Raw genomic sequence first — 13,265 nt, 5'->3', positions numbered from 1 at the left:
TCCCTGCGATAACCGTATTTGCTGCCAGTAAACCGTGTTGTAACGCGCTCTGTACAGCACTAAATTTTATTTTTTTCCCTTAAGAAGTTGTTAAGGACTATCTTGTTAAATGCTCGGAAACAGACATTAAAGGGAGTAATAAACATGAAAAAATTCGCAGCAGTAATCGCAGTAATGGCCCTGTGCAGCGCACCGGTGATGGCAGCAGAGCAGGGCGGTTTTTCTGGCCCATCGGCAACGCAAAGTCAGGCCGGAGGATTCCAGGGGCCGAACGGCAGCGTAACGACTGTAGAAAGCGCAAAATCCCTGCGTGACGACACCTGGGTAACCCTGCGCGGCAATATCGTTGAACGCATCTCTGACGATCTCTACGTGTTCAAAGATGCCAGCGGTACTATCAATGTTGATATCGACCACAAACGCTGGAACGGCGTGACGGTGACGCCGAAAGATACGGTTGAGATTCAGGGTGAAGTCGATAAAGACTGGAATTCTGTTGAAATTGACGTCAAACAGATCCGCAAAGTAAATCCGTAATTGTTACCGCTCCCGGGACGCGTTCCCGGGAATAATTTCGCAGGGAGGCAAAATGACAAACCTGACACTGGATGTAAACATTATCGATTTCCCATCAATACCTGTGGCGATGTTGCCGCACCGCTGTAGCCCTGAATTGCTCAACTACAGCGTGGCGAAATTTATCATGTGGCGTAAAGAGACGGGGCTTTCTCCTGTTAACCAAAGCCAGACTTTTGGCGTCGCCTGGGACGACCCTGCCACCACCGCACCGGAAGCGTTTCGCTTTGATATCTGCGGCAGCGTTAGCGAACCGATTCCCGATAATCGTTATGGTGTGAGCAATGGTGAACTTACCGGTGGACGTTATGCCGTGGCCCGCCACGTTGGCGAGCTGGACGATATTTCACACACGGTATGGGGCATCATTCGCCACTGGCTGCCTGCAAGCGGCGAGAAAATGCGTAAAGCACCGATTCTGTTTCACTACACCAATCTTGCCGAAGGGGTGACAGAGCAGCGACTGGAAACGGATGTTTATGTGCCGTTGGCGTGATGCCTGACTCCAGCTTCCCTTATAAATTCCTGCTTCAAACTGGCGCTACTAATGCGCCACTTTCTTATATGGTCAATCACTTTCCTTAAAGAATACGTTTTGTGTGGTCACTATCTCCGTACATCTAACTAACCTTTTAGGTGCTTTTTCATTGCTGTAATTAACCTTTTAGGTTATAACTAAAGTAACAGGGAGGCGGGGGTTATGGAAAAACGCACACCACATACACGTTTGAGTCAGGTTAAAAAACTTGTCAATGCCGGGCAAGTTCGTACAACACGTAGTGCACTGTTAAATGCAGATGAGTTAGATTTGGATTTTGATGGTATGTGTAATGTTATCATTGGATTATCAGAGAGCGACTTTTATAAAAGCATGACCACCTACTCTGATCATACTATCTGGCAGGATGTTTACAGACCCAGGCTTGTTACAGGCCAGGTTTATCTTAAAATTACGGTAATTCATGACGTACTGATCGTCTCGTTTAAGGAGAAGTAATATGAAATGTCCGGTTTGCCACCAGGGAGAAATGGTTTCTGGCATTAAAGATATTCCATACACCTTCCGTGGACGAAAAACAGTATTGAAAGGTATCCACGGTTTATATTGTGTCCATTGCGAAGAGAGCATCATGAATAAAGAAGAGTCAGATGCTTTCATGGCGCAAGTAAAGGCATTTCGGGCTTCGGTGAATGCCGAAACAGTGGCACCTGAATTTATAGTGAAGGTTCGAAAAAAGCTCTCTCTTACCCAAAAAGAGGCAAGCGAAATTTTTGGGGGAGGTGTAAATGCGTTTTCGCGTTACGAAAAAGGCAATGCCCAACCTCATCCTTCCACAATCAAACTTTTACGTGTTCTGGATAAGCATCCAGAACTATTGAATGAAATCCGTTAATTAATGGAAAAGCGGGGGCAACTCGCTTTTTTCTTTACCGGAGTGTGAGCCAAATCACTCGCGATAAGTTTGAGCGAACAATGCCACAGGCGTATTGTTGTTGGGCTTATAATTTCTCCGGTAAGGAATACCATGTATACGCGAAATTTATTATGGCTGGTCAGCCTGGTAAGTGCGGCTCCTCTCTACGCTGCTGACGTTCCCGCCAACACACCGCTCGCCCCGCAACAAGTCTTTCGTTACAACAATCATAGCGACCCAGGTACGCTCGACCCGCAAAAGGTGGAGGAGAATACTGCCGCGCAGATTGTGCTGGATCTGTTTGAAGGTCTGGTATGGATGGACGGTGAAGGCCAGGTGCAGCCCGCTCAGGCTGAACGCTGGGAGATACTGGACGGCGGCAAGCGCTATATTTTCCATCTGCGTAGCGGTTTGCAGTGGTCCGACGGTCAGCCTCTGACGGCAGAGGATTTTGTCCTCGGCTGGCAGCGCGCGGTTGACCCGAAAACGGCAAGCCCTTTTGCTGGCTATCTGGCACAGGCGCACATTAACAATGCCGCAGCTATTGTTGCGGGTAAAGCAGATGTTACATCGCTGGGTGTCAAAGCGACGGATGATCGTACTCTTGAAGTTACGCTTGAGCAGCCGGTTCCTTGGTTCACGACGATGCTCGCCTGGCCGACGCTGTTCCCGGTTCCTCATCATGTCATCGCTAAACATGGCGATAGCTGGAGTAAGCCAGAGAACATGGTTTACAACGGTGCCTTTGTGCTTGATCAGTGGGTAGTTAACGAAAAGATTACTGCACGCAAAAATCCAAAGTACCGCGATGCGCAACATACAGTATTGCAACAGGTTGAGTATCTGGCGCTAGATAATTCGGTCACCGGCTATAACCGCTATCGCGCGGGAGAGGTCGATCTCACCTGGGTTCCGGCGCAGCAAATTCCCGCCATTGAAAAATCACTGCCTGGCGAGCTACGAATTATTCCGCGTCTGAACAGCGAATATTACAACTTCAACCTTGAGAAACCGCCATTTAACGATGTGCGAGTGCGTCGGGCGCTATATCTTACGGTTGATCGACAGCTTATTGCGCAAAAGGTACTGGGGTTGAGAACGCCCGCAACCACGCTGACGCCGCCAGAGGTAAAAGGCTTTAGCGCGACGACGTTCGATGAACTGCAAAAGCCAATGAGTGAGCGCGTCGCGATGGCAAAAGCCTTGCTGAAACAGGCGGGATACGACGCCTCTCATCCGCTACGCTTTGAGCTGTTCTACAACAAGTACGATCTGCATGAAAAGACCGCGATAGCGTTGTCTTCCGAATGGAAAAAATGGCTGGGTGCACAGGTGACGCTGCGCACAATGGAGTGGAAAACCTATCTTGATGCCCGACGAGCCGGTGATTTCATGCTGTCTCGGCAGTCGTGGGATGCGACGTACAATGATGCTTCCAGCTTCCTGAACACGCTCAAAAGCGATAGTGAAGAAAACGTCGGTCACTGGAAAAATGCGCAGTATGACGCCTTACTAAACCAGGCCACGCAGATCACTGATGCGACAAAGCGTAATGCGTTATATCAGCAGGCAGAAGTGATCATCAACCAACAGGCACCTCTGATTCCTATCTACTATCAGCCGTTAATCAAACTGCTTAAACCCTACGTTGGCGGTTTTCCGCTGCATAATCCCCAGGATTATGTCTACAGCAAAGAGTTGTATATCAAGGCACATTGATGCCTTTATCGCCGTCGGAGCACGTCCGGCGGCGCTATTCACGCTGATCTCCTGTGACTCGACGCGGCAGATAATGTAGTATCTCCGGCAATATTGCCCCTTTGAAGGCTGGCGAATAAGTTGAGGAATCAGAATTAATGAGCGATATGGCAGAGCGCCTTGCGCTACATGAATTTACGGAAAACGCCTACTTAAACTACTCCATGTACGTGATCATGGACCGTGCGTTGCCGTTTATTGGTGATGGTCTGAAACCTGTTCAGCGCCGCATTGTGTATGCGATGTCTGAACTGGGCCTGAATGCCAGCGCCAAATTTAAAAAATCGGCCCGTACCGTCGGTGACGTACTGGGTAAATACCATCCGCACGGCGATATCGCCTGTTATGAAGCGATGGTCCTGATGGCGCAACCGTTCTCTTACCGTTATCCGCTGGTTGATGGTCAGGGGAACTGGGGCGCGCCGGACGATCCGAAATCGTTCGCGGCAATGCGTTACACCGAATCCCGGTTGTCGAAATATTCCGAGCTGCTATTGAGCGAGCTGGGGCAGGGGACGGCTGACTGGGTGCCAAACTTCGACGGCACTTTGCAGGAGCCGAAAATGCTACCTGCCCGTCTGCCAAACATTTTGCTTAACGGCACCACCGGTATTGCCGTCGGCATGGCGACCGATATTCCACCGCATAACCTGCGTGAAGTGGCTCAGGCGGCAATCGCATTAATCGACCAGCCGAAAACCACGCTCGATCAGCTGCTGGATATCGTGCAGGGGCCGGATTATCCGACTGAAGCGGAAATTATCACTTCGCGCGCCGAGATCCGTAAAATCTACGAGAACGGACGTGGTTCAGTGCGTATGCGCGCGGTGTGGAAGAAAGAAGATGGCGCGGTGGTTATCAGCGCATTGCCGCATCAGGTTTCAGGTGCGCGCGTACTGGAGCAAATTGCTGCGCAAATGCGCAACAAAAAGCTGCCGATGGTTGACGATCTGCGCGATGAATCTGACCACGAGAACCCGACCCGCCTGGTGATTGTGCCGCGTTCCAACCGCGTGGATATGGATCAGGTGATGAACCACCTCTTCGCTACCACCGATCTGGAAAAGAGCTATCGTATTAACCTTAATATGATCGGTCTGGATGGTCGTCCGGCGGTGAAAAACCTGCTGGAAATCCTCTCCGAATGGCTGGTGTTCCGCCGCGATACCGTGCGCCGCCGACTGAACTATCGTCTGGAGAAAGTCCTCAAGCGCCTGCATATCCTCGAAGGTTTGCTGGTGGCGTTTCTCAATATCGACGAAGTGATTGAGATCATTCGTAATGAAGATGAACCGAAACCGGCGCTGATGTCGCGGTTTGGCCTTACGGAAACCCAGGCGGAAGCGATCCTCGAACTGAAACTGCGTCATCTTGCCAAACTGGAAGAGATGAAGATTCGCGGTGAGCAGAGTGAACTGGAAAAAGAGCGCGACCAGTTGCAGGGCATTTTGGCTTCCGAGCGTAAAATGAATAACCTGCTGAAGAAAGAACTGCAGGCAGACGCGCAAGCCTACGGTGACGATCGTCGTTCGCCGTTGCAGGAACGCGAAGAAGCGAAAGCGATGAGCGAGCACGACATGCTGCCGTCTGAACCTGTCACCATTGTGCTGTCGCAGATGGGCTGGGTACGCAGCGCTAAAGGCCATGATATCGACGCGCCGGGCCTGAATTATAAAGCGGGTGATAGCTTCAAAGCGGCGGTGAAAGGTAAGAGCAACCAACCGGTAGTGTTTGTTGATTCCACCGGTCGTAGCTATGCCATTGACCCGATTACGCTGCCGTCGGCGCGTGGTCAGGGCGAGCCGCTCACCGGCAAATTAACGTTGCCGCCTGGGGCGACCGTTGACCATATGCTGATGGAAAGCGACGATCAGAAACTGCTGATGGCTTCCGATGCGGGTTACGGTTTCGTCTGCACCTTTAACGATCTGGTGGCGCGTAACCGTGCAGGTAAGGCTTTGATCACTTTACCGGAAAATGCCCATGTTATGCCGCCGGTGGTGATTGAAGATGCTTCCGATATGCTGCTGGCAATCACTCAGGCAGGCCGTATGTTGATGTTCCCAGTAAGCGATCTGCCGCAGCTGTCGAAGGGCAAAGGCAACAAGATTATCAACATTCCATCGGCAGAAGCCGCACGTGGAGAAGATGGTCTGGCGCAACTGTACGTTCTGCCGCCGCAAAGCACGCTGACCATTCATGTTGGGAAACGCAAAATTAAACTGCGTCCGGAAGAGCTACAGAAAGTCACTGGCGAACGTGGACGCCGCGGTACGTTGATGCGCGGTTTGCAGCGTATCGATCGTGTTGAGATCGACTCTCCTCGCCGTGCCAGCAGCGGTGATAGCGAAGAGTAATATGCCGGGGAGGGCGCTGTTTCCTCCCGCTTGCAAGGAACGCCGGATGAAACGTTAAGTCGTCATCCGGCAGCGTATTCAACCCCCGGAAACGATAAAAATTCCCTTGAAACCGTTGTTTATTCATGCGTTGCGATTAACAATACGCTTTTCCAGAGAGCGGCTTTTAACAATGCCCTAACCTGATTTCAGGTGACGTACAATGCCAGTCTCTCAGACCTTCAGAGGGTGTTATGCTATATATCTTTCGTCTTATTATTACCGTGATTTACAGCATCTTAGTCTGTGTATTCGGCTCCATTTACTGCCTTTTCAGCCCGCGTAACCCGAAACATGTGGCCACCTTTGGGCATATGTTTGGCCGTCTTGCGCCGCTGTTCGGCCTGAAAGTTGAGTGCCGCAAACCTGCAGATGCTGAAAGCTACGGCAATGCTATCTATATCGCTAACCACCAGAATAACTATGACATGGTGACAGCATCGAACATTGTGCAACCGCCGACGGTGACGGTAGGTAAAAAGAGCTTGCTGTGGATCCCCTTCTTCGGGCAGTTGTACTGGTTAACCGGCAACTTATTGATCGACAGAAACAATCGCACTAAAGCTCACGGCACCATTGCGGAAGTCGTGAATCATTTCAAAAAACGCCGTATTTCCATCTGGATGTTCCCGGAAGGAACCCGCAGCCGTGGTCGCGGCCTGCTACCGTTCAAGACTGGAGCATTTCACGCGGCAATTGCGGCGGGCGTCCCGATTATTCCCGTGTGCGTCTCTACAACTTCGAATAAGATTAATCTTAATCGACTGCACAACGGTCTGGTGATTGTCGAAATGCTGCCGCCAATTGACGTCAGTCAGTATGGCAAAGATCAGGTTCGTGAGCTGGCTGCCCATTGTCGTTCGATAATGGAACAAAAAATCGCCGAGCTCGATAAAGAAGTCGCAGAACGCGAAGCCGCCGGAAAAGTTTAAGTCGGCAATCTGTATTTTTGCGGGGAACACTTTCCTGCACGGTATTACTTTAGCCAGTTTTACATGGAGCAAATATGTCACTCAGTCGGCGTCAGTTCATTCAGGCATCGGGGATTGCACTTTGTGCAGGCGCTGTTCCCCTGAAGGCCAGCGCAGCCGGGCAACAGCAACCGCTACCCGTTCCGCCGCTACTTGAATCTCGCCGTGGGCAACCGCTGTTTATGACTGTACAACGTGCGCACTGGTCATTTACGCCAGGGACACGCGCGTCGGTCTGGGGAATCAATGGTCGTTACCTGGGGCCGACTATCCGCGTCTGGAAGGGCGACGATGTTAAGCTTATTTACAGCAACCGCCTGACAGAAAATGTCTCAATGACGGTGGCCGGGCTACAGGTACCAGGCCCGCTGATGGGCGGTCCGGCACGGATGATGTCGCCAAACGCTGACTGGGCACCCGTACTGCCCATTCGCCAGAACGCAGCTACTCTGTGGTATCACGCCAATACTCCCAACCGCACGGCTCAGCAGGTCTATAACGGCCTTGCCGGAATGTGGCTGGTGGAAGATGAAGTCAGCAAGTCGCTGCCTATCCCCAACCATTATGGTGTGGATGATTTTCCGGTCATTATCCAGGATAAACGGCTGGATAACTTTGGTACGCCAGAATACAACGAACCGGGAAGCGGCGGCTTTGTTGGTGATACGCTGCTGGTTAACGGTGTACAAAGCCCGTACGTTGAAGTCTCGCGTGGCTGGGTGCGCTTGCGACTGCTGAACGCGTCGAACTCTCGTCGCTATCAACTACAGATGAACGATGGTCGCCCGTTACATGTGATTTCTGGCGATCAGGGATTCCTGCCTGCTCCTGTATCGGTGAAGCAACTTTCGCTGGCACCGGGCGAGCGCCGCGAGATTCTGGTGGATATGAGCAACGGCGATGAAGTGTCGATCACCTGTGGCGAAGCGGCGAGCATTGTTGATCGTATTCGTGGCTTCTTTGAGCCATCCAGTATTCTGGTTTCTACCCTGGTGCTAACGCTGCGCCCAACCGGCCTTCTGCCGCTGGTCACAGACAGTCTTCCGATGCGCTTGCTGCCAACTGAAATCATGGCTGGTTCGCCAATTCGCAGTCGCGATATCAGTCTGGGTGATGACCCGGGTATTAATGGACAGCTGTGGGACGTCAACCGTATTGATGTCACCGCGCAGCAAGGAACGTGGGAACGCTGGACGGTACGCGCGGACGAGCCGCAAGCGTTCCATATTGAAGGCGTAATGTTCCAGATCCGTAACGTGAATGGCGCGATGCCGTTCCCGGAAGACAGAGGCTGGAAAGATACCGTTTGGGTTGACGGACAAGTGGAGCTGCTTGTTTATTTCGGTCAGCCTTCCTGGGCGCACTTCCCGTTCTACTTCAACAGTCAGACGCTGGAAATGGCGGACCGTGGCTCGATTGGGCAACTGTTAGTCAATCCGGTACCGTAATCTTCATACTCGCCCGAGGAGGGCGAGTATGGAATACTTTTCGATTTCTCTTTCGTTCCGGCTTATAATCCCCGGCCTTTGATTATTTTTTTATCATTTCTGGAAGCAAAATGAGCTCTATCTCCCTGATCCAACCGGATCGCGACCTGTTCTCCTGGCCGCAGTACTGGGCCGCCTGTTTTGGACCGGCACCGTTTTTGCCGATGTCTCGTGAAGAGATGGATCAACTTGGCTGGGATAGCTGCGACATCATTTTGGTTACTGGCGACGCGTATGTCGATCACCCAAGCTTCGGGATGGCGATTTGCGGTCGTATGCTGGAAGCACAGGGCTTTCGCGTCGGGATCATCGCCCAGCCAGACTGGAGCAGCAAAGACGATTTCATGCGTCTGGGTAAACCGAATCTGTTTTTCGGTGTTACTGCTGGCAACATGGATTCGATGATCAACCGTTATACCGCCGATCGCCGTTTACGTCATGACGATGCCTACACGCCGGATAACGTCGCGGGTAAGCGCCCGGATCGCGCCACACTGGTTTATACCCAGCGTTGTAAAGAGGCGTGGAAAGATGTACCGGTGATCCTCGGCGGTATTGAGGCTAGTCTGCGCCGTACCGCACATTATGATTACTGGTCCGATACCGTGCGCCGTTCCGTGCTGGTGGATTCGAAAGCCGACATGCTGATGTTTGGTAACGGTGAGCGTCCGCTGGTGGAGGTGGCGCACCGTCTGGCGATGGGCGAGCCGATTAGTGAAATCCGCGATGTGCGTAATACCGCGATTATCGTGAAAGAGGCGCTGCCTGGCTGGAGCGGCGTGGATTCCACCCGTCTTGATACCCCTGGAAAAATCGACCCAATCCCGCATCCGTATGGTGAAGATTTGCCGTGCGCGGATAACAAACCGGTGGCACCGAAAAAGCAGGAAGCCAAAGCCGTAACCGTGCAGCCACCGCGCCCGAAACCGTGGGAAAAAACCTACGTGTTGCTGCCTTCTTTCGAGAAAGTGAAGGGCGATAAAGTGCTGTACGCCCATGCTTCGCGTATTCTGCACCACGAAACCAACCCAGGCTGCGCCCGCGCATTGATGCAAAAACACGGCGACCGCTATGTGTGGATCAACCCGCCTGCTATTCCGCTTTCTACCGAAGAGATGGACAGCGTTTTTGCGCTGCCATACAAGCGCGTGCCACATCCGGCCTATGGCAATGCCCGTATTCCGGCTTACGAAATGATCCGTTTTTCGGTCAACATTATGCGTGGCTGCTTTGGCGGCTGCTCTTTCTGTTCTATCACCGAGCACGAAGGGCGCATTATTCAGAGCCGTTCCGAAGATTCGATCATTAATGAGATCGAAGCGATCCGCGACACCGTTCCAGGTTTTACGGGCGTGATTTCCGATCTTGGTGGGCCAACTGCCAACATGTATATGTTGCGCTGCAAATCGCCACGCGCTGAACAAACTTGTCGCCGTTTGTCGTGCGTTTATCCGGATATTTGTCCGCACATGGACACGAACCACGAACCAACGATCAACCTCTATCGCCGTGCGCGTGATCTGAAAGGCATTAAAAAGATCCTGATTGCCTCTGGTGTGCGTTATGACATAGCCGTAGAAGATCCGCGCTATATCAAAGAACTGGCGACCCATCACGTCGGCGGTTATCTGAAGATTGCCCCGGAACATACCGAAGAAGGGCCGTTATCGAAGATGATGAAGCCGGGCATGGGCAGCTATGACCGCTTTAAAGAGCTGTTCGATACTTACTCAAAACAGGCAGGTAAAGAGCAGTATCTGATCCCCTATTTCATCTCCGCGCACCCCGGTACGCGTGATGAAGATATGGTGAATCTGGCGCTGTGGCTGAAAAAGCACCGCTTCCGCCTCGACCAGGTGCAGAACTTCTATCCGTCGCCGCTGGCGAACTCAACCACCATGTATTACACCGGGAAAAACCCGCTGGCGAAGATTGGTTATAAGAGCGAAGACGTCTTCGTACCGAAGGGCGACAAACAGCGTCGTTTGCATAAAGCGTTGTTGCGTTACCACGATCCGGCAAACTGGCCGTTAATCCGCCAGGCGCTGGAAGCGATGGGCAAAAAGCATCTGATTGGCAGCCGTCGCGATTGCTTAGTGCCTGCGCCAACCATTGAAGAGATGCGTGAAGCTCGTCGCCAGAACCGCAATACCCGTCCGGCGTTGACGAAACATACGCCGATGGCGACCCAGCGTCAGACGCCTGCTACGGCAAAAAAAGCGTCGTCTACGCAATCTCGTCCGGTGAATGCTGGTGCGAAGAAACGGCCTAAAGCGGCGGTTGGACGTTAAAAAATATCCCCGGCAACTGACACGCTACCGGGGATTTTTTTATCATTCTGCGTACATACGCAAGCAGCGCAGGCAATCAAAATAGTCCTGAGCATCAAGACGCGTATTGGCTCTGTTAGCTTCGGATTTGGCAGCATAGATTTGTGGGCGTAGTGCTTTCATATCCTGCTCAAGCCGGGCGATTTTGGCATTTAATGTTTGCACATTGCTCGCCAGCTGATTGACCTTTTGCTCATTGACGCAGCCACTGAGCAAGCAGGTTGCCAGAACAACAGCTCCCACGGTGAAAATCGTTTTCATATAGTGTTCCCTTTTATTTATTGTTCCGGCTAATTGTTATTTAATTCAGCTCATTGCTTTAATCTGGCGGCAGTTTTTGCCTCAATCTGCTTAAGTAGGCTGCCGCTGTTCGGGCGGATAAAATCAGCGATTTCCCACTTGCCTTCGCGCCGCTGTAAAACCAGTTCTTGCTCTTCGTTGTTGCCATTGGTCAGCGTAAAACGAACATGAATGCGGGCGGAATCGGCGGTTTTCTCCAGGACTCGAATTTCATCAACGCGTGAAAATAGCGACTCTTCGCCAAAACAGATCGGATTGTCGTAAATAAATTGCCGTTCTATTTGCATATCTTCATCGGGATTATTGGCCGTCTTGAAGGTGGTTTTATAGAAGGCATTAACCGCCTGGCGGTAAGAGTCGGAAACCACCCACGTCCACGGCCAGCTATAATCAGCAATATGTTCAAAGAGTTCGGCAACAAAGGCTTCCGGCTGTTCTTTTTGCAACGAAGCTAAAGCGGCCAGCGTTTTTTCATTCTCGCTATTAACTGCTTGTAAGACGCTGCCATGATTGCTGACAATATCGTCAATGACCCAACGACCATTTTCCGCCACCATTTTCAGTGTCTGCGTGGTCTTTTCTTTATCATCTTTAAAGATACGAAAGCGCACAACGGCATCGGCATGATCGGCGTCAGTTTGGGTTATCGCAACGCTTTCTAGCACCAGATCGCCAAAATCCTGACAATCACAAACCGGATCATAATCCAGCCAGCCAATATTGCCCGGCAGCGTAAGATTGTCGTTCAGGGTAAGCGCCTGTTGAATACGCGCAGAAGTTATCGCCCGCTCTCCGGTTTCACCAAAATAAGGGGCAGTGGCATCTGATTTATAGTTCTGATAAATATGCCGGACTGTTTGTTCTACGGTCTGTGAGGGGGGCTGTGCGTGTACGGTAAAACTTGCCAGGGCTGCTAAAAACAGAAGTATTATTTTCATCTGTTTTTCACCTCTCCGTTGCGTTTATCCCGGATATAGATGAGTTGTTCTTTTAAGAGCTTCCGGCTCTGCATGATGATGTCCTTATATTTGGCATTCCTGAACAAGGAAGAGTAACAACGGGCGGGACGCGAGGGGAATAAATGATTTCTGAAAAGTCCGGTAGCGGAACATTACCGCCACCGGGAGAATTTGCATGTTAGCCGCCGAACTGGTCAGGATCGGGACCGAGACGCTTGCCCTGATCGAGTTTTGCAATTTCGCCGAGTTCGTCTTTGTCGAGACGGAAATCCCAGACATCAAAGTTTTCGGCAATACGTGAAGGTGTGACCGATTTCGGGATCACCACCAGGCCGCTATCCATATGCCAGCGGATAACAATCTGCGCCGGGGTTTTGCCGTATTTATCTGCCAGATCGCGAATGACTTTCTGATCGAAAACGCCTTTCCCTCCTTGCGCTAATGGGCTCCAGGATTCGGTCTGGATTTTGTGTGTCGCGTTCCAGGCGTGTAGCTGGCGTTGTTGCATCAGCGGATGAAGTTCGATCTGGTTTATCACAGGCGTCACGCCAGTTTCATCAATCAGGCGTTGCAGGTGATGGATCTGGAAGTTGCACACGCCGATGCTTTTGATTAATCCCTCTTTTTGCAATTCGATCATGCCTTTCCATGCTTCGACATAATGGTCGATAGCGGGAACGGGCCAGTGCATTAAGTAGAGGTCGATATAATCAAGCTGGAGTTTTTTCAGGCTGTCGAGCAGGGCTTCGCGGGGGCGCTTGTGGTCGTCGTTCCACAGCTTAGTGGTGATGAACAGTTCTTCTCTGTTGACTGAGGCATTTTTCAGGGCTTTGCCGACACCTTCTTCGTTCTTGTAGGCCGCGGCGGTATCAATCGAGCGATAACCCACTTCTAACGCTTTTTGAATGGCGGTGATTACTTCCTCATTACTTGCTTGCCAGACGCCCAGTCCCAGCTGGGGCATGACATTGCCATCCTGTAGCTTAATAACGGTTGGATTAGCCATACGTTCCTCCTTTATATGAACTCACCGGAGCAGGCTCCGGTGAGGTGTTGTGAACTTAAGTCTGGAC

At 51.5% G+C, this 13,265-nt stretch carries 12 protein-coding genes; 9 read left to right on the top strand and 3 right to left on the bottom strand.

Annotated elements, in window-relative coordinates; translation table 11 throughout:
- Nucleotides 1–144: 144 nt before the first annotated feature.
- The 9 genes from ygiW (at nt 145) to K0778_RS16955 (ending at nt 10,894) form a co-directional block, all read left to right on the top strand.
- Nucleotides 145–537: an OB fold stress tolerance protein YgiW gene (gene ygiW, locus K0778_RS16995; RefSeq protein ID WP_000712658.1), complete on the top strand. Its 393-nt coding sequence runs from the start codon at nt 145–147 to the stop codon at nt 535–537.
- Nucleotides 538–589: 52 nt separating this feature from the next.
- A complete protein-coding gene (locus tag K0778_RS16990) occupies nt 590–1,072 on the top strand; it encodes a GyrI-like domain-containing protein (RefSeq protein WP_000183505.1) in 483 nt (160 codons plus the stop codon).
- Between the two features lie 204 nt (nt 1,073–1,276).
- Entirely contained in the window at nt 1,277–1,573 is a 297-nt protein-coding gene (gene mqsR, locus K0778_RS16985; protein WP_063084548.1) for a type II toxin-antitoxin system toxin MqsR, read from the top strand.
- 1 nt (nt 1,574) lies between these two features.
- Complete coding sequence (gene mqsA / locus K0778_RS16980; RefSeq protein WP_000650107.1) at nt 1,575–1,970, top strand: type II toxin-antitoxin system antitoxin MqsA; 396 nt, start codon at nt 1,575–1,577, stop codon at nt 1,968–1,970.
- Nucleotides 1,971–2,102: 132 nt separating this feature from the next.
- Entirely contained in the window at nt 2,103–3,710 is a 1,608-nt protein-coding gene (locus tag K0778_RS16975; protein WP_001295629.1) for an ABC transporter substrate-binding protein, read from the top strand.
- 137 nt (nt 3,711–3,847) lie between these two features.
- On the top strand, nt 3,848–6,106 hold the full coding sequence (parC, locus tag K0778_RS16970; RefSeq protein WP_001281841.1) for a DNA topoisomerase IV subunit A: 2,259 nt from the start codon (nt 3,848–3,850) through the stop codon (nt 6,104–6,106).
- A 233-nt stretch (nt 6,107–6,339) separates the two neighbouring features.
- Nucleotides 6,340–7,077: a 1-acylglycerol-3-phosphate O-acyltransferase gene (plsC, locus tag K0778_RS16965; RefSeq protein ID WP_000965712.1), complete on the top strand. Its 738-nt coding sequence runs from the start codon at nt 6,340–6,342 to the stop codon at nt 7,075–7,077.
- 74 nt (nt 7,078–7,151) lie between these two features.
- Nucleotides 7,152–8,564 (top strand): cell division protein FtsP, encoded by a 1,413-nt coding sequence (gene ftsP, locus K0778_RS16960; RefSeq protein ID WP_000059388.1) that lies wholly within the window; start codon nt 7,152–7,154, stop codon nt 8,562–8,564.
- A gap of 110 nt (nt 8,565–8,674) precedes the next feature.
- Entirely contained in the window at nt 8,675–10,894 is a 2,220-nt protein-coding gene (locus tag K0778_RS16955; RefSeq protein WP_000095187.1) for a YgiQ family radical SAM protein, read from the top strand.
- 42 nt (nt 10,895–10,936) lie between these two features.
- Here the strand turns inward: K0778_RS16955 and yqhH are convergent, their stop codons facing one another.
- The 3 genes from yqhH to dkgA all read right to left on the bottom strand — a co-directional run bounded on the left by yqhH (nt 10,937) and on the right by dkgA (nt 13,198).
- The gene (gene yqhH, locus K0778_RS16950) at nt 10,937–11,194 is read right to left on the bottom strand and encodes a lipoprotein YqhH (RefSeq protein ID WP_000848528.1); all 258 of its coding nucleotides are present in this window, start codon (nt 11,192–11,194) and stop codon (nt 10,937–10,939) included.
- Nucleotides 11,195–11,244: 50 nt separating this feature from the next.
- Nucleotides 11,245–12,171 carry a YbjP/YqhG family protein gene (locus tag K0778_RS16945; protein WP_000691619.1) on the bottom strand — a complete coding sequence of 309 codons (927 nt, stop codon included), beginning with the start codon at nt 12,169–12,171 and terminating at the stop codon, nt 11,245–11,247.
- 199 nt (nt 12,172–12,370) lie between these two features.
- The gene (gene dkgA, locus K0778_RS16940) at nt 12,371–13,198 is read right to left on the bottom strand and encodes a 2,5-didehydrogluconate reductase DkgA (protein WP_001618855.1); all 828 of its coding nucleotides are present in this window, start codon (nt 13,196–13,198) and stop codon (nt 12,371–12,373) included.
- Between the last annotated feature and the right edge of the window lie 67 nt (nt 13,199–13,265).

Source organism: Escherichia sp. XD33 (assembly GCF_019375075.1).
GTDB lineage: Bacteria > Pseudomonadota > Gammaproteobacteria > Enterobacterales > Enterobacteriaceae > Enterobacter > Enterobacter flexneri_A.
The sequence above is the reverse complement of the archived record's forward strand: the minus strand, read 5'-3'. Positions and strand labels throughout refer to the sequence as shown.